Annotated in this window: 20 protein-coding genes and 3 tRNA genes; 11 read left to right on the top strand and 12 right to left on the bottom strand. The window is 53.3% G+C overall.

Annotation, left to right across the window (positions count from 1 at the left end; all coding sequences use genetic code 11):
• Window positions 1–7: 7 nt before the first annotated feature.
• Both CVV30_12310 and CVV30_12305 read right to left on the bottom strand, forming a co-directional pair.
• Entirely contained in the window at window positions 8–1,717 is a 1,710-nt protein-coding gene (locus tag CVV30_12310; protein PKL68112.1) for a potassium transporter TrkA, read from the bottom strand.
• Window positions 1,718–1,720: 3 nt separating this feature from the next.
• Entirely contained in the window at window positions 1,721–2,593 is an 873-nt protein-coding gene (locus CVV30_12305; GenBank protein PKL68111.1) for a hypothetical protein, read from the bottom strand.
• 112 nt (window positions 2,594–2,705) lie between these two features.
• On the opposite strand from CVV30_12305, the gene CVV30_12300 reads away from it, so the two are divergent.
• The 4 genes from CVV30_12300 (at window position 2,706) to CVV30_12285 (ending at window position 6,888) form a co-directional block, all read left to right on the top strand.
• Window positions 2,706–3,560, top strand: a complete 855-nt coding sequence (locus CVV30_12300) for a serine/threonine protein phosphatase (GenBank protein ID PKL68110.1) — start codon at window positions 2,706–2,708, stop codon at window positions 3,558–3,560.
• Complete coding sequence (locus CVV30_12295) at window positions 3,545–5,512, top strand: DUF460 domain-containing protein (GenBank protein ID PKL68109.1); 1,968 nt, start codon at window positions 3,545–3,547, stop codon at window positions 5,510–5,512. The genes CVV30_12300 and CVV30_12295 overlap by 16 nt, the downstream gene beginning before the upstream one ends.
• The gene (gene thiL, locus CVV30_12290) at window positions 5,505–6,368 is read left to right on the top strand and encodes a thiamine-phosphate kinase (protein PKL68108.1); all 864 of its coding nucleotides are present in this window, start codon (window positions 5,505–5,507) and stop codon (window positions 6,366–6,368) included. Before CVV30_12295 ends, thiL begins: the two co-directional genes overlap by 8 nt.
• A gap of 73 nt (window positions 6,369–6,441) precedes the next feature.
• On the top strand, window positions 6,442–6,888 hold the full coding sequence (locus tag CVV30_12285; GenBank protein PKL68107.1) for a hypothetical protein: 447 nt from the start codon (window positions 6,442–6,444) through the stop codon (window positions 6,886–6,888).
• Window positions 6,889–7,240: 352 nt separating this feature from the next.
• Here the strand turns inward: CVV30_12285 and CVV30_12280 are convergent.
• The 7 genes from CVV30_12280 to CVV30_12250 all read right to left on the bottom strand — a co-directional run bounded on the left by CVV30_12280 (window position 7,241) and on the right by CVV30_12250 (window position 11,336).
• Window positions 7,241–7,312 (bottom strand) — tRNA-Ala (locus CVV30_12280).
• A gap of 140 nt (window positions 7,313–7,452) precedes the next feature.
• Window positions 7,453–8,724, bottom strand: a complete 1,272-nt coding sequence (locus tag CVV30_12275) for a hypothetical protein (GenBank protein PKL68106.1) — start codon at window positions 8,722–8,724, stop codon at window positions 7,453–7,455.
• Window positions 8,725–8,835: 111 nt separating this feature from the next.
• Window positions 8,836–8,907, bottom strand: a tRNA-Ala gene (locus tag CVV30_12270).
• A gap of 108 nt (window positions 8,908–9,015) precedes the next feature.
• Window positions 9,016–10,020 carry a transcription initiation factor IIB gene (gene tfb, locus CVV30_12265; GenBank protein PKL68105.1) on the bottom strand — a complete coding sequence of 335 codons (1,005 nt, stop codon included), beginning with the start codon at window positions 10,018–10,020 and terminating at the stop codon, window positions 9,016–9,018.
• 62 nt (window positions 10,021–10,082) lie between these two features.
• Window positions 10,083–10,307, bottom strand: a complete 225-nt coding sequence (locus CVV30_12260; GenBank protein PKL68104.1) for an RNA-binding protein — start codon at window positions 10,305–10,307, stop codon at window positions 10,083–10,085.
• Window positions 10,308–10,410: 103 nt separating this feature from the next.
• The gene (locus tag CVV30_12255; protein ID PKL68103.1) at window positions 10,411–11,055 is read right to left on the bottom strand and encodes a PHP domain-containing protein; all 645 of its coding nucleotides are present in this window, start codon (window positions 11,053–11,055) and stop codon (window positions 10,411–10,413) included.
• Between the two features lie 5 nt (window positions 11,056–11,060).
• Window positions 11,061–11,336 carry a signal recognition particle protein Srp19 gene (locus tag CVV30_12250; protein ID PKL68102.1) on the bottom strand — a complete coding sequence of 92 codons (276 nt, stop codon included), beginning with the start codon at window positions 11,334–11,336 and terminating at the stop codon, window positions 11,061–11,063.
• A gap of 56 nt (window positions 11,337–11,392) precedes the next feature.
• Here CVV30_12250 and hypB point away from each other — a divergent pair, with 56 nt between their 5' ends.
• The 4 genes from hypB to CVV30_12230 all read left to right on the top strand — a co-directional run bounded on the left by hypB (window position 11,393) and on the right by CVV30_12230 (window position 13,532).
• Window positions 11,393–12,040, top strand: a complete 648-nt coding sequence (gene hypB, locus CVV30_12245) for a hydrogenase accessory protein HypB (protein PKL68101.1) — start codon at window positions 11,393–11,395, stop codon at window positions 12,038–12,040.
• A 183-nt stretch (window positions 12,041–12,223) separates the two neighbouring features.
• Complete coding sequence (locus CVV30_12240) at window positions 12,224–12,601, top strand: 30S ribosomal protein S8e (GenBank protein ID PKL68100.1); 378 nt, start codon at window positions 12,224–12,226, stop codon at window positions 12,599–12,601.
• A 50-nt stretch (window positions 12,602–12,651) separates the two neighbouring features.
• Window positions 12,652–13,074 carry a hypothetical protein gene (locus tag CVV30_12235; GenBank protein ID PKL68099.1) on the top strand — a complete coding sequence of 141 codons (423 nt, stop codon included), beginning with the start codon at window positions 12,652–12,654 and terminating at the stop codon, window positions 13,072–13,074.
• Entirely contained in the window at window positions 13,071–13,532 is a 462-nt protein-coding gene (locus CVV30_12230; protein PKL68098.1) for a DUF2240 domain-containing protein, read from the top strand. Before CVV30_12235 ends, CVV30_12230 begins: the two co-directional genes overlap by 4 nt.
• Window positions 13,533–13,641: 109 nt before the next feature.
• Here the strand turns inward: CVV30_12230 and CVV30_12225 are convergent, their stop codons facing one another.
• Window positions 13,642–13,899, bottom strand: a complete 258-nt coding sequence (locus CVV30_12225; GenBank protein PKL68097.1) for a hypothetical protein — start codon at window positions 13,897–13,899, stop codon at window positions 13,642–13,644.
• Between the two features lies 1 nt (window position 13,900).
• Here CVV30_12225 and CVV30_12220 point away from each other — a divergent pair, with 1 nt between their 5' ends.
• The gene (locus tag CVV30_12220) at window positions 13,901–14,173 is read left to right on the top strand and encodes a hypothetical protein (protein ID PKL68096.1); all 273 of its coding nucleotides are present in this window, start codon (window positions 13,901–13,903) and stop codon (window positions 14,171–14,173) included.
• Window positions 14,174–14,221: 48 nt separating this feature from the next.
• On the opposite strand, the gene CVV30_12215 is transcribed toward CVV30_12220, so the two are convergent.
• Window positions 14,222–14,653 (bottom strand): 30S ribosomal protein S6e, encoded by a 432-nt coding sequence (locus CVV30_12215; protein PKL68095.1) that lies wholly within the window; start codon window positions 14,651–14,653, stop codon window positions 14,222–14,224.
• A gap of 168 nt (window positions 14,654–14,821) precedes the next feature.
• Window positions 14,822–16,600 carry a translation initiation factor IF-2 gene (locus tag CVV30_12210; protein PKL68094.1) on the bottom strand — a complete coding sequence of 593 codons (1,779 nt, stop codon included), beginning with the start codon at window positions 16,598–16,600 and terminating at the stop codon, window positions 14,822–14,824.
• A gap of 299 nt (window positions 16,601–16,899) precedes the next feature.
• Between CVV30_12210 and CVV30_12205 the strand changes: the two genes are divergently transcribed.
• A tRNA-His gene (locus tag CVV30_12205) sits at window positions 16,900–16,972 on the top strand.
• Window positions 16,973–17,148: 176 nt separating this feature from the next.
• Entirely contained in the window at window positions 17,149–17,955 is an 807-nt protein-coding gene (locus tag CVV30_12200; GenBank protein PKL68093.1) for an SAM-dependent methyltransferase, read from the top strand.
• Window positions 17,956–17,963 lie beyond the last annotated feature (8 nt).

Genomic DNA, 17,963 nt, shown 5'->3' with positions numbered 1-17,963 from the left:
CTCTTTGTTATACTAGGTGAATGAATTTTTTCAACTGTTCGGTATCCCCCACCGCGATAAGAGCATCGCCTTCTAAAATGATCTCCTCTGGAGACGGGGCGATGATAGACCGGTTTGGACTCTCGATACCGATGATGCGGACCCCGGTTTTCCGGGTGAACCATTTCAGGGGTTTTGAATAGTTCTTATGGGCATGTTTGAGTATCACCAGATCGTTATTTGGCAGTTCAAGGAGAATGGTGGCTGTTTCAGCAAGAATGATCCTTGCGATTGTCTGGCCCCCAATCATGGGCAGGAGAGCAACATAATCTGCTCCCGCCCGGTAGAGTTTTTCAACAGTAGCAGGCTCATTGGCACGGGCAAGGATCCGTATGACCGGGTTGAGGTTCCGGGCCATGAGGGTAGTAAAAATATTCACATCGTCATCGTTCAATGCAACAACGCAGAACCGTGCCTCTTCTATACGGGCTTCTTTCAACACCGCTTCATCTTCGGCATTGCCGACAACCTGCTCCACTCCCTGTTGTTTCGAGTCCACTACAATGCAGGAGACGCCGGAAGCCTGGAGTTCCTGGTACGCACCAGAACCAACATCCCCGAATCCTGCGATCACCGCGAATGCATCTGCACACCCGTTGATATCGAATTCTTCACGGATCGCAGTGACAATGGATTCGGCCCTGCCAAAAAGGAAGAGGGATGTCGTGTTGTCGACAATGATATCGTGACCGGGTTCTGGAATGAATTTTCCGGCTTTCCAGAGGAATGGGACGATGATACCGAATCGTTCAAAGAGCTGAAGACCTGTAAGGGATTTGAATGCCGCCCTGCACCCGAAAACCACCGGGATGTTGATGAGCCTGAGTTCCTGCTCTGCCTTGTGCTCGAGGTTGATGTTAATCCTGTCAAGTCCGGGAATATCCGGCTCTGCATCCCCGCTCGGGTTGAGAACAGCGTGTCGTGCCAGGATCCTCCCGGTTGCGTGTTTGGGGGACAGTACGTAATCTGCTCCCGCATAACGGAGATACCGTTCAAAGGAGAGCTTGTCCACAATGGAAATGATCTTTCCTTTAACCTGTTCACGAATGCCAAGAACGATGCTGGCTGTCTGCCGCTCATCCTTGCAGATAACAATGTTCTTTGCCTTATCGATATGTGCTGCAGCCCATGTGCCGGGATCGTTATAATCTCCCCAGATCACATAGGCACGTTTCCGGTAATATGTGGCAATTTCAAGGGCGGTTGTCCTGTCCTGTTCAATGATCAGGATATCATGTTCTGAGATTGTGAGGCTGTCAATAACAGAACGCGTGAGCTCATCATATCCCATCACAACGGTATGCCCCGACAGCATATGGGGGGTTTTTCGTGGAGGAGCGGGTGCAAGAAGAACCGTGAGAAACGGGGCGAGGAGAAGCGGGATGACGACAAAGATCATGATCACCCCGGACAACATAATCTGGATCGTAAGGAATGTGGTGTAATCGTTAGTAAACGGGAGCAGCCAGCCGTAGCCCACCGTTGTCATTGATTCGACCACAAAAAGAAGTGCATCAGGCCATGAGATCGGCTTGTTCTCAAACACCGGATATACCGTATAAAATATGTACGTGTAGAGTGCGATGAGCATGGCAAATGCCAGGAAATAGATCGTGATCTGAATTCCCGGTGAGTTCCTGATTACACGCCATACCTGCCCGCGTTTAGTGTGCGCCATCCTTCACCTCAATCTCTCATGTGCCGTCATTGGCGCACTGTGTTTGTATTCCCCGAACCATTCACATGCCTGGATAAGTCCTGCAATCCCCGAAGAGGACCCCGCCAGGTTTTCTCCCAGGTTCAGGAGTGCGTATTTTGTGGCAGGGTGATTGCCCGTATACCCTTCCAGCATCGCGACCGTATCCTTGTGCAGCGCATCTCCCGGTTCCGGATGGGATGTCTGTTCATCGGGAAATCCGCAAAGGGCCGCATACAGGGATACTTCCTCGGTAGAAACTGAAATAAACGGACAGATCCGAAGGATGGTGTCCTTACAGGAATTGCCCCTCACTACTATGTCCATATCCCCCCGGATGAAGCTGTCGAGTACTACACCGGCTGCATCATCAAGGCAAAGGCCCCATGCAATACTGGTGATCCCGTGCTGCTGTGCCATCCTGTCGATCAGGATCGAACGGGGTGGTTTGGATAATGGCAGTGATGTGATATTCAGATTTTTTTCCGTGTCTGCACTCGAAAGGATCCTGGATTCCGGCAACGACCCCTCAAACACTTCCGTATCCAGAGCCTTTGCGATCCCTTTCGCACGCGAGATGTCGCTGTTGTCACTTGTTCTGTCTGCGATGATAATTGCGCTGATCCGTATGTCGCGGCGTTTTGATGTGAGTTGTTTTAAAAAAAACAGGAGTGCACTGCTGCTCTGGTTGCCCGAGAGAAGCACAGCAATGTGATCGCCGGGCCTGAGCCAGCCCTGAGCCCGTATCATCTTTTTTGCTTTGGCTTCAATATCGGCGATCAGGTGCGGGCCGCAGAGATGCATTCCCGAATAGGACTGGAAAATAATTTCATCCCGGTGGCATTTGCTGCACTGCATTATCTGACCTGTTTTATTCTGGAGAATAAAAGATGTTTAAGGTTATGCTGTTTCGGTTCTTGTGCCGGTAAGGAGTGGTTTTATAGTCCGGGACATAACCACTCTAACGATTATGGCTGTCTCTGCGGAACACATCCGCACCCTGCATAAATATGAAAAAACGATTCTTTCAGTGCTTGAGCGCCAGATGTCCCGGTATGCCTGGGTCCCTCTCGAACAATTAGTCACCAGTACCGGGTTTGCAGAATCCGAAGTGAATTACCGGTTAGCACGCCTGATCGAGTGGGGAATGGTGCGGTTCAACCCGGTCCCTTACGACGGGTATGCCCTTGTTTTTGGGGGGTATGACACCCTGGCACTCGCCAGTCTCACCCGCAAAGGGATCATATCGGCACTGGGAACACAGCTGGGTGAAGGCAAGGAGTCGATTGTCTACGAGGCGCTCGGTCTCGGGCCGGTTGCCATCAAGTTCCACCGGATCGGGGGGCGTTCCTTCAATTCTGCCCGGGTCAACCGGGAGTATATGGTCGATGGGCACTGCCCCTGGCTCGTTGCATCAAAGCTCTCTGCCGAACGGGAGTACAAGGCGCTTGTGGCCCTTCACCCGAAGGTCAGCGTGCCGCTTCCCATTGCACAGAACCGGCATACGGTGGTGATGGCGCTGATCCAGGGGGCAAACCTCAACCGTTGCAAGCTGGAGGCTCCTGCTGCGGTGCTCGACGAGATCCTTCTCAATGTCCGCAATGCCTACCAGGCCGGGTTCATCCACGCCGATCTCTCCGAATATAACATCCTCATGGAAGACAGCAGGTGCGTGCTCATTGACTGGCCCCAGTGGACCGAGACTTCTCATCCGAATGCAGAAGTCATCCTTTACCGGGATATTGATAACATCCTCACGTATTTTAAACGAAAATACAAACTCACGTACAACCGCGAGGATGCGATTCAATGCGTGACCGGCTGAGTGTCTTTGGCCTCGATATCATCAAGGGATCAGTAAGGTCCCGTACCTGTAGGCCGGTCTATGCCCTGATCCGGATGGAAGGCCAGACGATCATCAGCGAATCCGAAGTCTCGATGTTCCGGCTCTTTCGGATGCTACGGGAGGACCAGCCCGATATCCTCGCCGTGGACAGCCTGCAGGAGATCGCGGCTGACCAGCGCGAACTCTACTTCTTTTTACAGGGCCTGCCCCCCCAGACCCGGCTCGTCCAGGTAACCGGTGGTGAGCGCAAGGAGACGCTCGGGAAGGTTGCCGCCCGGTACAATATCAGTTTCAACCGCTTCGATCCTTTTGCTGAAGCCCGGACCTCCGCACAGGTCGCTACCCTGGGTGCCGGCGCCGAAGTGATCGCGTTTGAGAACGAGAGCGAGATCATCGTGAGCCGTCATCGCTCTCCTGGTAAGGGCGGGTGGAGCCAGAACCGGTACGTGCGTAAGATCCACGGGGCGGTCCAGTTCAAGGGGCGGGAGATCGAGCAGGCCCTGGTCGCAGCCGGGCAGCGGTACGAGAAGAAGGAGACCCGGGCATTTGGCGGGTGCAGCCGGGTGGTATTCCGTGTGTTTACTACCCGGGACCAGGTACCCGTCTCCACGTACCGTGGTGCTGACGTTCAGGTGCGTATCAATGGCAAGCGGCTCGAACGGATCCGGTTCCGCCCGCTTTCAGGAAAACCGCGGTACCTTATTGTCGGGATTGACCCGGGAACGACAACAGCCTTTGCTGCTTTGGATCTTGACGGCAATCTCCTGCACCTCCAGAGTTCCCGTCAGATGAACATGGGAGATGTGATCGAAGCTCTCTACAAAATCGGAAAACCCCTTATCATCGCGTCCGATGTGCAGGACATGCCTTTTTCCGTGGAGAAGATCCGTCGTGCGTTCAGCGCGGTAGCCTATACTCCAAAGCAGGATGTGAGTGTCGAGACCAAGCTGGAGCTTGCTGCACCCTTTCCGTATGGAAATGATCATGAGCGGGATGCACTCTCCGCAGCGCTCGATGCGTACCGCCAGTACCGGCATAAGTTCCAGAACCTGTTGAAGCGGATACCCACGGGGCACGATCTCGATGAAGTCCGTGCACGGGTGATCCGCGGGCAGTCGTTAGAGCAGGCGCTCGGTGAGATGCACGGCGGTGCAACCCCAGCCCCCCAACGGGAAGCACCCCCCGTCCGGGTTGATGAAAAGCACGATGAACGGGTGCGGATGCTGGACGGGATGGTCAAGCGACTTCGCACGTTTGTTGCGGAACTGCAGGAAGAGATCAAAGGGAAAGAGTACGAGATTCACCGCCTCCAGGTACGCATCCGGAAGGTCCAGACGAACCGTGATGCCGAGCTGGCAAAAGATACGGAAGTGGTGAAAAAGGATGCAATTATCCAGAGTTTGAAAAAACATTTACGAAAAGAGGAACGCCATAACCGGAACCTCGTCAAACGCCTGGCACGGATTAAACAGTTCGCGGAACTCTCCATGGATGGCGAGGTGCTGCCGGTAAAAGTGATGGACTCGCTGACAAAAGACGCTCTCCGGAGGCTCGCAGACGATGTGGGAATCGATGAGGGTGACATTATTTTTATCACCCGGATCGATGGCTGGGGGAGGAGCGTTGTCAAGGATCTCGCTGATATGCGGGTGAAAGCAGTGGTTATCGGGGCTGCAGTTCTTGCCGGCAGCGATCCGCAGATCCTGCCTGCGTTTCGCGAAGCCGGTCTGCCGATTCTTACTGATAAGGAGGCCGGTGTCCAGATCCGTGGAAAGCAGGGACTCTGCGGAAAGGAGACACTGGATCAGGCACTGCTCCAGTGGCAGGGTGTGCAGGTCCGGCATGAACGGGAGAAGAAGACCGAAATGATCGAGCACATCTTCAAGGAGTATAAGAGCGAACGGGGTAAGGAGGTAAAAAAGAGTGGATGACCGCGAGCTCCTGAATGTGGTAGCAGGGATTGTCGGGCGGGAGAACCTGCTGGATGACTGCGCCGAGCTGCCATTTGGCGAAGAGATCATGGTAGTGACGACCGATATGCTCCACCGGACTACTGATTTTGTCGAGGGTATGACCGATTGGCAGGCCGGCTGGATGAGTGCAGCAGTCACCCTCTCTGATATTGCGGGCATGGGCGCCGTGCCGAAATATCTGCTGATTGCCGTAGGACTCGATGACTGGAAGTCCCTGTCAGGAGTGATGCAGGGAGCACAGGACTGCTGCAAAAAATACGGGGCAACTATCATCGGAGGCGATATCGATCGGCACGGGGAGCTGACCGTTGTAACAACCGGCCTGGGAATTGTCGGCAGGGAATCCATCGTGCGGCGGAAAGGAGCCCGACCGGGCGATCTGGTCTGCATTACCGGCACGCCCGGGCAGGCGCAGGCAAGGCTTGACGGGTATCTCCAGTTTGAAAAGGCGCTCTTTGAGCCGCAGCCCCGGGTGGAGGAGGGCCAGTGTCTCGGTCGGGCCGGTGTCAGTGCCATGATGGACGACAGCGATGGGATTGCACTCTCGTTGTATGACCTGATGAGCGTGAACGGGTGCGGTTTTGCAATCGATTCCGCAAAACTGCCTCTCGCCGCCGGGATCCCCCCGGAACAGGCACGCGAACTCGCGCTCCATGGCGGCGGGGATTATGAGCTGATTTTCACTCTGGTTCCCGACAAATTCCCTGTTTCCGGAGTGCCTTCCACGGTTATCGGGACCGTGGTGACAGAACAAACGGTTACCGTTGATGGCCGTCCGCTTGCAAAACGCGGGTACCAGCACCGGTGGGAATAATCCCCCCAAAGCTATCGGCGCATTAATTACGATCAACACGAGACATTTCCCTACATACAATTACAGGCACGATATGGAATCACTGGAAAGCAAACTGGACCGGTTATCCCCCGAACAGCGCAGGGAGGTTGAAGACTTTGTGGATTTCCTGCTCTACCGTTCAGGTACCTTGCAGGGCGTTTCCGGCCCGGCTGTGGTGAACCCGTCGGCTGCGAAACTAGTACCTCCGGTGATTCCTGTTATGACGCCAATTCTGCAGGATACCCCGCTGGTTGTAGCGAGCGAACAGAATATCCGGCAGGCAGACTCCTCTTCGACCGGCATGCCGGAAGAATCTTCCCCTCTCATTCAGGAGATTACGGTGGAAGTGGAGGATCGGATTTCCCGGGATTATATGGATTACGGGCAGTTCGAGCAGCAGTCGTCCCCTGCAACCGAAGCGGTAAAAAAAGTCAAAACCCGGCTGATCCAGAAGAGTGATCAGGACCATTCCAGTCATCTTCTTGACTGGGTTGATTGATTTATTTATACTTTCAGCTCTTTTGAAATTCTGTTTTCCCGCTGTGCGCTTGATATCTGCGGACACTTGGAGACCTCTTTAAAAAAAAATCCAAAAACACGAGTAACATGTACATGTGATTGTAGCATGTACAAGCGCTAATCACATGTACATGTGACAAAAATCCCATCATTCACACCGGACGATTTTTATCGGGGGGTGGGGGTACCCCCTCAGAGTCATGAGAGGGGGGTGGCTTATTTTTCACGCAAGGGGCAGGGACCCCCTGGGGGTCCCCCCAACCGCACGATGCGGCAACAAAGAGTTTCGGAATATTACCTTACGGTAATCAGAAAAATTCCCAAAAGAAAGATGGACTCGACGGGATTTGAACCCGTGGCCTTCACGTTGCAAACGTGACGATCTACCCCTGATCTACGAGCCCTTTGCAAGCGCTCTTGCGGCATACTATTTTTCCGTCAATTCCATATAGTTGTTACTGTGGTTTGGGTGAAAACCAGGGAATTTTTGAATAAGATCCGGGCTCTTCCCGGGAAAAATTGTCCTTCACGAAAGATCCGACACTCACTCTTTTTTTGCTTTCATTATATGGGAAAAAATTGTGGCTCCCGCTGCAATCATTGCAGTAATTATCCCGATTATCGCAACAATGACACTTGAGTTTTCAAACAATCCCTTGGCCTGCGTAGGCTCTGCTGTTACAACCGGGACAATAATCGAGACCGGTGTCGCCAATGCCTGGATCTGGTTTAGAGGGGGAAGAGTGCCGAAGGCATGTGAAGTCTGACCCGAAATCACGTAGATACTCCCCTCGTAATCAAAGTACCCGCTCTGGGTAAGCCGGAGGATGTGGTTCCCCGGCAGGATACCGGTCAGGTTCACCGGGGTAGTCCCGTAATATACCCCATCAATGAGGATACTGGCCCCGGATGGGGATGAATACACTGTCACGTTCCCTGTCGTTAGCGGGATTGTTTCTGTGGCAACCGGGCCGGGTGCAGTAGTGATGTTTGTTACCGGCAGGGTGGTCGGGGTTATCTGTGTTGTGGCGAGTGTTGTTGGAACGGATACCGGTGCCGGCAGTAACCGGGAGATCAGCCGGTCGAGGATCATATCAGCGTCCCTGCTACTCAGGTATGATGGGACGGGGGGTGTTGTCCACTCGATCACGTACCCTTTGCCGTACTTACCATACAGAAGGGCAGGTATGCCATCATCATACCTCAATACCGTAACAGAACTGTCCCGGGCAAACACCTGCTCCCGGTCAGGAACAGCGCCCTGAACGGAAAACCGGGCTGGCAGCCCCGCGAAAAGTTCCCGGGAAACGGCAGCAGTGGGATCGGATACTTCCAGGTACTGCCCCCCTGTTGCAGTTCCGTTATTGGATCCTGGCAGGCTTGCATTGAACAGGCGGTTTCCGGGATACGTGACAACAAGGATCTTTCCTTCCGCAACTGCTGCTTCCAGTGTTGCCGCTGTTGACCGGGAGAATGTATCGTTGCCCCCCAGGATGATCACATCCACCGATGGCTGGATGAACTGGTTAACATTGCTGTCAAGTTCGGTTCCTGCGGATCCCGGAATCGACCGGATGACCACTACTGAATCATTGTGAAGCGCAGCATCAAACCCGGAAGAGGTGCTGTAAATAGTGACATTATAGGCGCTGACCGGTAGTATGGCCAGGATTGCAAAGAAAATTACTGCTGCTAGAATATGGTATCCTCTTCCTCGTGGCATGTGCGTCTCTTCCTGTCCTCCGGCCGACTGCCGGTATGTAAGTAAGTACGTTGTCAGGAGGTCTGATAAATCCGTTTTGGCACGCGGTACCATCCGGCCCTGAAAATAATTTTAAAAAACCCGGGTAATGGCAATCACGCATTTTTACGGGGCCAAACCTGCAATCGTCTGACTATGAGAGAAGAGTAATCAAAAACAGGAAAATGGACCCGGCGGGATTTGAACCCGCGGCCTCTACGTTGCGAACGTAGCGATCTACCCCTGATCTACGAGCCCGCCTTTTTGTGGCATACAATTTTCCAGCGCAGGGAATATAGTTGTTGCTATCCCGAAACGCAAACGACGTCAGACTGTGGGGTAAGACGACGTGAAAAAATGATTGTATCAGAGAATGATCTCGATGTCGAGCTTCTCTGCAAGTTCCTTGTACCGGTTGCGGATGGTGACTTCGGTAACACCAGCTACTTCTGCCACTTCACGCTGAGTGCGCCGCTCGCCACCGAGAATTGATGAGATATAAATTGCGGCTGCTGCCACACCGGTCGGGCCCCGGCCACTGGTAAGTTCTCGTTCCCCGGCCTGCCGGAGAATCTCCACGGCACGGCTCTGGACTTCGCCCTTCAGGGTAAGTCCCGAGCAGAAACGCGGCACGTAATCGATGGGGGATGTCGGGAGGAGTTTTAATCCGAGTTCACGGGAGATGAAACGGTAGGTTCTGCCAATCTCTTTTCTGGATACACGCGACACTTCGGCGATCTCGTCAAGGGTTCTTGGCACGCTACACTGCCTGCAGGCTGCATAGAGGGCGGCTGCTGCCACACCTTCAATGCTCCGCCCGCGGATCAGGTTCTTGTCCACCGCATCACGGTACACGACTGCTGCCGTCTCACGGACGTTTCGCGGGAGGCCGAGAGCCGATGCCATCCGGTCAAGTTCTGAAAGGGCGAATGCGAGGTTGCGCTCAGTTGCATTGCTGACACGGATACGGCGCTGCCACTTGCGGAGCCGGTAGAGCTGTGCCCGGTTCTTGGAGGAGATTGCCCTTCCATAGCTGTCGCGGTTGCGCCAGTCGATCATGGTCGAGAGACCCTTGTCGTGGATGGTAAAGGTCATCGGTGCGCCGACCCTTGAGCGCTTCATGCGCTGGTCATGGTCGAATGCACGCCATTCGGGACCCCGGTCGATGAAATCATCATCGAGCACCAGCCCGCAGCTCTGGCAGACCAGTTCGGCCCGCTCGTAGTCGTGAACCAGTTGTCGCCCGCCGCACTCGGGACAGACTGTTTCGGTGTGATTCTCTGCTTTCTTCTCCGTCTCTTTCTGCTTTGTCCGCGACTTAAGCGCTTCTCTCTCAGTCTGGAGGGTTTTTAACTTCTCAATTTCTGTCATCCGTATTCCCCGATACTGTTTTTTCTGATTGCCAAAGGTGGTACATTCGTGCCTGTGCGTCCTTATCTTGTGAAGAGTTTATCGTTGGGCAGGACTGCGCATTTTTCGCGGCAGAGAACTGCAGCGTACGGTGCTTTTACATTGCCAAAAAGATCCAGAATCTTTCCCACTGGTTTCATCCGCTTGTCAGTTACTTCACTGTACAATGCGGGGAGCTGGCCGGCATCGCACTGGATAATGAGCATCCGGCTGCCAACGGTGCTCATCGCTCGACCAACAACCTTCATTTAAACAACCTCACGAACACAAATAATGTTGAAATATTTTAGTAATCTATATATGTGCGACACGACGGTATTTAAACATTCCGTGAAAGTATAAATAGAATTTTCAGGAATCCAGGAATTGGTCGATATTTAAAGATAGGACCTCTTTGCACTGAGCATCGGTCAGTCCGGCCCCTTTTGCCACGATAAATTTTGCCTCTTCTGTCAGGATATCTTGAGGAGCATGCGCATCAGAGTCAACCACGAGCTGGCAGTCTGCCTGCTGTGCGATCTGTGCCACATGACCGTTCGTCCGGTTGTGCCCGCCCCGTGAGGTAAGTTCAAGGGCAATCCCGTTCTTTGCAGCAATCCGCGCATCCTTGATCGAGATGAGTCCCGGGTGGGCGAGCACATCGACATACCTGCACTTACAAGCGGCATTGTTTGTCCCGGGAGCAACCGGTTCTACTGTTGTTTCCCCGTGAACAACAACGATATCTGCCCCGAGCACCTTTGCAGATTTTGCCAGACCCGCGATCCGGGTGGGTGGAACATGGGTGAGCTCAACCCCGCAAAGGAGTTTCACCCCATAAATCTGTGCAGTCTCACGGACCCGGGTCAGGGTTGTAAGTATCTCTTTGATATTGGATGCGTCAGCATGATCCGCGATTGCAACGGTCGTGTAACCCATCACGGCCATCCGCCGGATTAATTCTGTCGGGAGCATTTCCCCATCGGAGAGGATCGTGTGGGTGTGCAGGTCATACATGGCAATTACCGCCCTTTATCCATCTTCTGGGCAACTTTTTTTATGAGTATCTCTTTTTTATCGGTCCATTCGGCAATAATACGACCTTCATGGCGTTCCCAGTGTGCAGGATGGTGCTGCTCTTCAGCCCGGAAGGTCACTCCCATCTTCCGAAGGGAGCGTTCAATATCCATAAGAACCGGCCCCTTGGCTGCCAGGCTGCGCGGAACTCTCCTGCCCTCAGCCCGTGTAAACCCTGCATTAAAGTAGCAGGGATAAAGAATGCACTCCCCTTCCACCATTGCATGAAGATTTGTGGGTCAAGGTATAAACAGTGTACGCTCCCACATATGTTTACATGCATCATATCGACGTCAGGATTGAGAAGGATGTGTACGACGTCAATAACGCCCTGGCCAGCCAGAATGCGCAGCATCTGAAGGCTCACGGGGTCCGGGCGTTTGACCTCCTCGGGGCGATCGGTTCAGGTAAGACTGCGCTCATCGAACGCCTTGTCCCGCTGCTCAACAAAAAAGGATTAAAAGCCGGTGCGATTGCCGGGGACGTATATGGGGACGATGACTTCCGGCGCATTGTTGCACTCGGAATTCCGGCGTTCAATGCGAACACCGGCAAAGAATGCCATCTCGATGCTCATCTCGTGGAACACGCAATCGACCAACTTCCTCTCGATGATATCGATGTCCTCTTCATCGAGAATGTGGGTAACATGGTCTGCCCCACGGATTTCCGGCTCGGTGCCGAGAAGCGGATCGTAGTGGTGAGTTCCACGGAAGGAGACGATGTGGTGAACAAGCACCCGATGATGTTCCGGGACTGCACGATCGGGGTTATCAATAAAGTCGATCTGGCACCGCTTGTCGGGGCAAATCTCGACAGGATGCAATCGGATATCAAGCGGTATAATCCTTCGATGCCGGTCTTCCGGACAAACCTGAAAACCGGTGATGGCGTAGCAGCCCTGCTCGACAGTATTCTTGCATAATTTTTGTGGATTTTCATCCGTTCCGACAGTCCGAATTGGCAGGAAAAATTCGGACCTCTTTTTTAAAAGGCCTTGCAGCAGAAAAATGCAATCGGGAAGTACTATAAATAATTCTGAAGGGAATATATAGAGCACCATCTTTGAGGAAGTTAGTTCCGGGAAGATTTTATAGAGAGTGACACCATGCAGTGGCAGGGAGAATCAGTACGTAAGGTAACCGGTGGCAGGCGCCGCCCGGCAGCGATGAAGCGAAGAGCAGAAATCGGTCTTGCACCGGCAGACACCCATATCGGGGAAGACCGCAAGAAGATCATCCGCACGTTTGGTGGAAACGAAAAGGTCCGGGCGCTCCGGGCAGCCTTTGCAAATGTCACCAATCCCGCAAATGGCGAAACCAAAAAAGTGAAGATCCAGACGGTCGAGAAGAACACTGCAAACCCGAACTTTGTCCGGAGAAACCTGCTCACCAAGGGCGCAGTTATCAAGACCGAGATTGGACACGCCCGCATTATGAGCCGCCCGGGCCAGGACGGCGTTATTAACGCAGTGTTGCTCGCATAATCAATATCAGACCAGCAATCTTTTTTCATCCAGACCTGCATATTCTAGCTATGCGAAGGATCTGTTATCGTTTCCCCCAGCGGGTGGATCTCTCATTTGCGATGGGGATGCCGTTTAACGAGACGCTCAGTTATATCGCCGATCTGAATGATCATGAGACGACCAAAACAACCGGAAAAGAGCTGGTCCGGGTCAAGACCCGGGTAGAAATTGCTCTTGACCGGGCATCGTTCGGGGATATAACGCCGGATGTTTTACGTCCCGGGGTAATCACCGAAGCTGTCGATTTGAAATGTTCTGTGCTCGCGCTTGCCCTGCGCGGTGGGGGAAAAGTTCCCATAGCAAATGATGTCTTCTACCTTCGCCTGACCGACCAGGTGTCCCGCACGGACGTTGATATCGCCAAGGATGGCAGCGGCGAAGGACTGGATGCGCTCGATATGAAAAATATTCTTCTGGGTACTACCAAGTGACGCTTCAGGTTACGATCGCAGCACCGTTCAAGCATACCCGCAAGACCGGTATGAGAAAAAACGAACTGGTCTACTATTACGCGCTCGACCGGAAATGGATGAGTACCGACCAGGCGAACCAGCTTCTGCGGAGAGCGGAAGAAGAGGGCTTTTTGAGCCTGGAGAATGGGATCTTTACGCCCCGGTTCGATCTTACTGCTATCACGATCCCCATAGGCTTCAAACCTACATCCGCCATCTTTGAACGCAATGATCCGGCCCAGGAACTTATCCGGCGGATTGCAACGGCTAAAAATATGCAGGAGATCGATATTGTTGCAGAGATGAACCGGACGATCAGGGACGGGTTCGACAGTCATCTCCTGCCACCGGCTGCGCTCGTGTTTCTCGCCAAAAAATATCAGGTCCCCTTTGAGGATCTGTCCGAAGCGCTTATGCAGGGTGTGAAAAAAGGCTGAATCCATACTTATTTTTTTTGAACTGATTTACCCGGATCAACTCCTGAATCAAAAGAGCACAAAGTATTTCGCTCATTTACTCAAAATCTATCTTTATTAAAGTCCGGAGTTAGTTTATGAGAAGAAGAAACGATCCGTGGGATAAACCGTGGGTGAGTATTGCAGCAGTAGTGGGGATCATTGCCGTTGTTATCATAGCCCTCGTATTTTTTTTGGGAAGCGGGAACACTGCCGGGCAGTCGTCAACACCAGGGCAAAGCACGACTCCCCAGGCAACACAGGTGCCTTTGGGAACTTCAGCCCAGCCAACATCTGCATCAGGAACGGGAATAAACCCGGAATCGATCAAGGAAGTTCCCACAGTCACCGTGCCGGGTACCGGGGCATATGTCAGGGTGAGTTACATTGGAAGTTTTGCCGGCACCTATGGTATTAATGGAGAGATGGTGAAGGTGAAGGATTCCGGCGACCGTGTGTATTCTCTGAATGCTACGACCGGATCTGTATCTGCAACATTCCACAAGGAAGACGGTTCCACCCGCCACGATATAACCGTGGAGATCTACAAGGATGGCAAGGCACTCAAGTTTGCCAAGAATTCCTCGGCTTACGGTGAAGTGAGTATTAACTCACCGGTATAATCCCTTTTTTTAACGCTTGATAAAATCTAAAAAAAAAGAATTGGTATCTTATCTCTTGCCGCGGGCTTTTGCTGCAGCTTTTTCTTCCTTTTGCCCTTCGACTTTCGGGAAGATCTCGTCTAAGGATTTCTCTCCGTAGGCGGTTACGCTGGCATTTATCTGCACGAAATCCTGGGTGATCTCGCTGGAGCGGATGGTCTTTCTCCGGCGTTCCCCTTCCATGGTGGGGTGAAAACCGATTCCGCCGGCAAGGAGCAGGTTCCTGCGTCCTGCGCCGGGAATACCCTTCTTTGCAGGGATACCGGTCCTGTCGGATGCACCGGTGATCTTGATCCGGTATCCTGCAAGCCCGATGGGGGCTGCATCTAATTCATCGCCGATACGCTTGCCAACGATCGACCCTGCCGCGCCACCGCTGGCATCGACATTGTAGGCGCGACCGGTCTTGGGGTCTGATAATACGACTTTTAAGTCCACCATTCAAATCTCTCCTTATTGTTTTTTTTCGGAAAAAATCCTTATTATGGATCTTTTCACGTCTGAATTTCACGTCTCGAACTGCCGGCTCGATCGCCTAGACATGAGAAGTACCCATTTAATTATACTGGTACGCTATTAAATCCTCGTGTCCCTCCGGACAAAGCGGTTTTACTTGCCCCAGAAGGGTTCGGTTTTCCTTCGCATCGACGTGTACTCTTCCAGGATCTCCTGCGTGCTCGTGTTCAATGACTTGAGCATCTCCTTCTCAAGCACTTTCACGTGGCGCTCGGGAACATCCACGAACAGGTCTTCGCCCACGTTCAATTGTCTCCCGATTGTTGCCCCTTCGATTGAGATTGCAACTTCGAGCCCGGCATCTGCTTCCCGGATGTTTTCCTGCCGGAGCTGCATGGACTTGAGATGCCCCACTTTTTTGCCGTCCAGCTTGATCAGGTTCACGTCGTTGCGCAGCTTGCCCCCGAGAACCCGTACGCCCACCACGGCCGGGTTGCTCTGCCTGAAGACACAGTCGGGCATGAGTCGGATTTTTGCCGGCATCACCACGTGCTCGAACCGCTGCTTGTCCTGGAGGCGCTTCTGCTCATCCCGCCATGCAATATACTGGTCGATCAGCTGGTAGATCACCCGGCCTTCGAAGACTTTCACCTGGGTATACAGCGGGTTTTTGAGAATTTCTGCGACATCGGGAAGCAGGGGCGTATTGAACGAGAGCAGGACACGGAATACCGGGTTCTTCATGGTCTCGGTGTTTATCAGGTCGTGCCGGCTCACCGGCCCGACTTCCGCCCGCATCACCCCGATCTCTTTTCCTTCCAGTTCCTTGCAGAGCGCTTCAAGCGCCCCGATGGTATCAGCCTTGATGACGATGCCCTCTTCAGCAAGGTTGACATGGATCTCGGTCATCTCCTTTTTGATCTTTGCCTCGATCTCGTCGCGGTTACCCCGGACTACAAAGAACGGGGAGCCTGCAATGACCCCTTCCAGATCGGGTGCGGTGACCTTGACCCCTGCTGCTGCGACTACGGTCTTCTCGCGCTCGAACCGGTCCTCAACAAGGATCTCTTTCATGGGCCGGGGTTTCAGGAGTGACCGCACCTTGGTAAAGATCACATCCCCTTGCGTAGCGACTGCGATCTCATCGCCGATCGAGAGCGTCCCGTCATACAGGATCACGTCCAGGGTTGTCCCCAGCCCCCGCTCTTCTTTTACTTCGAGAACGGTGCCGGCACCCGGCCCTTCGACTTCGAGGACAAGTGCGTCTCCCATGTAACGCTGGGCAAGCCCTATCATGACCATCAGGAGGTCAGAGATGCCCTCGCCCGTGTGAGCGCTGACGGGTACAATCGCAAGATTGCGCTGGAAATCCGAGACCCGATCGAACCGGTCTGCGGAGAACCCCAGTTCGGATAACTTCCCTACCACTTCGTAGGTTTTGTTCTCAACCACGCCCTGGACCCGCTCATTCTGCTTGGCAAACGATGAAAGGAACGATTCGTTCTCAAAGACCCTCCACCCATGGATGCGATCGGTCTTGGTTGCAGCGATCACAAACGGTGTTTTGCAGTTGCGCAGGATCTGGAGTGCCTCAATAGTCTGCGGCTGGAATCCTTGGTTGATATCCACAACAAGGATTGCCATGTCAGCAAGTGCTCCGCCGCGTGCACGGAGTGTCGTGAATGCGTGATGACCGGGTGTATCGATGAAAAGCAGTCCGGGGATGTTGATCGGTACTTTTTCCATCTTACCGCTCAAAGAGCGGATTGCATCGATGGGAACGATCGTTGCGCCGATGTGCTGGGTGATCGCACCAACTTCTGAGCTTACGACCGAAGACCCGCGAATCCGGTCCAGCAGCGAAGTTTTGCCGTGATCCACGTGCCCCATAACGCAGACAATCGGCGTCCTTACCTTCGGGTTTCCCGCCATATACCCTCACCTTTCCTTGTGTATCAGCTCTAATGCGGAAAAAAAAGTTCCCGCTTTTTGTGTATTACCGCGTGTGCGCTTTCACGCCACACTGTTAAGGAATACTGTTCAGAGCCACCTGATATGTAATGGATGTCCGACCCTATTAATAGTCCCCTTGTTACCGTGAGGGTGTTGACCAAAGCAATGCACCGGCAGAAAAACCGGGCCTGTGCCGGACCCCGTTCCGTGGGATAAACGCCGAAGGATCAGGAAGGATAGATTAATCAAAGTGAAGTGCAAATGTAAAAGAGCAAATTGCCGGGGTGGGGTAGTTGGTCATCCTAGAGGATTGTGGATCCTCCGACCCGGGTTCGAATCTCGGCCCCGGCCTTTTCTTTTCATTGGGTTTTCTGGCTGTCGTGTATTGAGCCGTCCATTCCGTTCAGGTTTTTGTTCTGTAGGCCCGGGTTACCAGCCAGACTACAGTACATTTTTGTACAGCAACTAACAAAAATGTACAATAAACGGCTGCACAACTGACAGTTACAGCCTTTGTCAGGATTCATATGGCACACCACAAGTATGTTCACGGCTATTCACCCCGCGAGTCGGAACGGCTCGCCGACCAGGCACAGACCCTCACGGGGCTCCTGCATGATGATACCCACTATCCCGGAGGTTCCCGGGTACTCGAAGCAGGCTGCGGCATCGGTGCCCAGACTGTAATTCTTGCACGGAATAGCCCCGGCGCCTTGATCACGTCGCTTGATATTTCGGAGGACTCGATTAAGCGGGCTGAAGAGAGGATACGGCAGGAAGGGATCACCAACGTGACGTTCCAGCATGGGGATATCTTCCAGCTACCCTTCGAGCCTGCGAGCTTCGATCACATCTTTGTCTGTTTCGTGCTGGAACATCTCGCTGAACCGCAGCGGGCACTGGAACAGCTTCGTCCGCTTCTCAAAGATGGCGGGACCCTCACGGTGATTGAAGGAGATCACGGCTCCACCTTCTTCCACCCGGAGAATGCGGATGCCCACAAGGCGGTACAGTGTCTTGTCGAACTCCAGCGGCAGATGGGTGGCAATGCCCTGATCGGGAGGGAACTCTACCCGCTGGTCAGCGGTGCAGGGTACCAGGATGTCCATGTTTCACCCCGGATGGTGTACGTGGATGCCTCCCGCCCCGGGCTTGTTGAGGGATTCACGAAACTGACCTTTACCGCGATGGTCGAAGGGGTGGCTGATGAAGTTCACCTGCAGGGGCTGATGAGCCAGGATGCATGGGAACGGGGGATTACTGCGCTTTACCGGACAGCCGAAAAGGATGGAGTCTTCTGCTACACGTTCTTCAAAGCAACCGCCCGGAAATAAAGGGGGGA

The sequence above is a fragment of the Methanomicrobiales archaeon HGW-Methanomicrobiales-1 genome (assembly GCA_002839675.1).
Lineage (GTDB): Archaea > Halobacteriota > Methanomicrobia > Methanomicrobiales > Methanospirillaceae > Methanoregula.
Note: the sequence above shows the minus strand (reverse complement) of the source record. Positions and strands in the feature narration are given on the sequence as shown.

What these genes read in the sequence shown, in the direction of transcription:
- CVV30_12295 (PKL68109.1), top strand. Translation starts at nt 3,545, where the DNA reads ATGCGTGACCGGCTGAGTGTCTTTGGCCTCGATATCATCAAGGGATCA.
- CVV30_12285 (PKL68107.1), top strand. Translation starts at nt 6,442, where the DNA reads ATGGAATCACTGGAAAGCAAACTGGACCGGTTATCCCCCGAACAGCGC.
- CVV30_12210 (PKL68094.1), bottom strand. Translation starts at nt 16,600, where the DNA reads ATGGCGGGAAACCCGAAGGTAAGGACGCCGATTGTCTGCGTTATGGGG.
- CVV30_12200 (PKL68093.1), top strand. Translation starts at nt 17,149, where the DNA reads ATGGCACACCACAAGTATGTTCACGGCTATTCACCCCGCGAGTCGGAA.
- CVV30_12250 (PKL68102.1), bottom strand. Translation starts at nt 11,336, where the DNA reads ATGGTGGAAGGGGAGTGCATTCTTTATCCCTGCTACTTTAATGCAGGG.
- tfb (PKL68105.1), bottom strand. Translation starts at nt 10,020, where the DNA reads ATGACAGAAATTGAGAAGTTAAAAACCCTCCAGACTGAGAGAGAAGCG.
- CVV30_12310 (PKL68112.1), bottom strand. Translation starts at nt 1,717, where the DNA reads ATGGCGCACACTAAACGCGGGCAGGTATGGCGTGTAATCAGGAACTCA.
- CVV30_12300 (PKL68110.1), top strand. Translation starts at nt 2,706, where the DNA reads ATGGCTGTCTCTGCGGAACACATCCGCACCCTGCATAAATATGAAAAA.
- CVV30_12255 (PKL68103.1), bottom strand. Translation starts at nt 11,055, where the DNA reads ATGTATGACCTGCACACCCACACGATCCTCTCCGATGGGGAAATGCTC.
- CVV30_12260 (PKL68104.1), bottom strand. Translation starts at nt 10,307, where the DNA reads ATGAAGGTTGTTGGTCGAGCGATGAGCACCGTTGGCAGCCGGATGCTC.
- CVV30_12215 (PKL68095.1), bottom strand. Translation starts at nt 14,653, where the DNA reads ATGGTGGACTTAAAAGTCGTATTATCAGACCCCAAGACCGGTCGCGCC.
- hypB (PKL68101.1), top strand. Translation starts at nt 11,393, where the DNA reads ATGCATCATATCGACGTCAGGATTGAGAAGGATGTGTACGACGTCAAT.
- CVV30_12275 (PKL68106.1), bottom strand. Translation starts at nt 8,724, where the DNA reads ATGGTACCGCGTGCCAAAACGGATTTATCAGACCTCCTGACAACGTAC.
- CVV30_12240 (PKL68100.1), top strand. Translation starts at nt 12,224, where the DNA reads ATGCAGTGGCAGGGAGAATCAGTACGTAAGGTAACCGGTGGCAGGCGC.
- CVV30_12305 (PKL68111.1), bottom strand. Translation starts at nt 2,593, where the DNA reads ATGCAGTGCAGCAAATGCCACCGGGATGAAATTATTTTCCAGTCCTAT.
- CVV30_12235 (PKL68099.1), top strand. Translation starts at nt 12,652, where the DNA reads ATGCGAAGGATCTGTTATCGTTTCCCCCAGCGGGTGGATCTCTCATTT.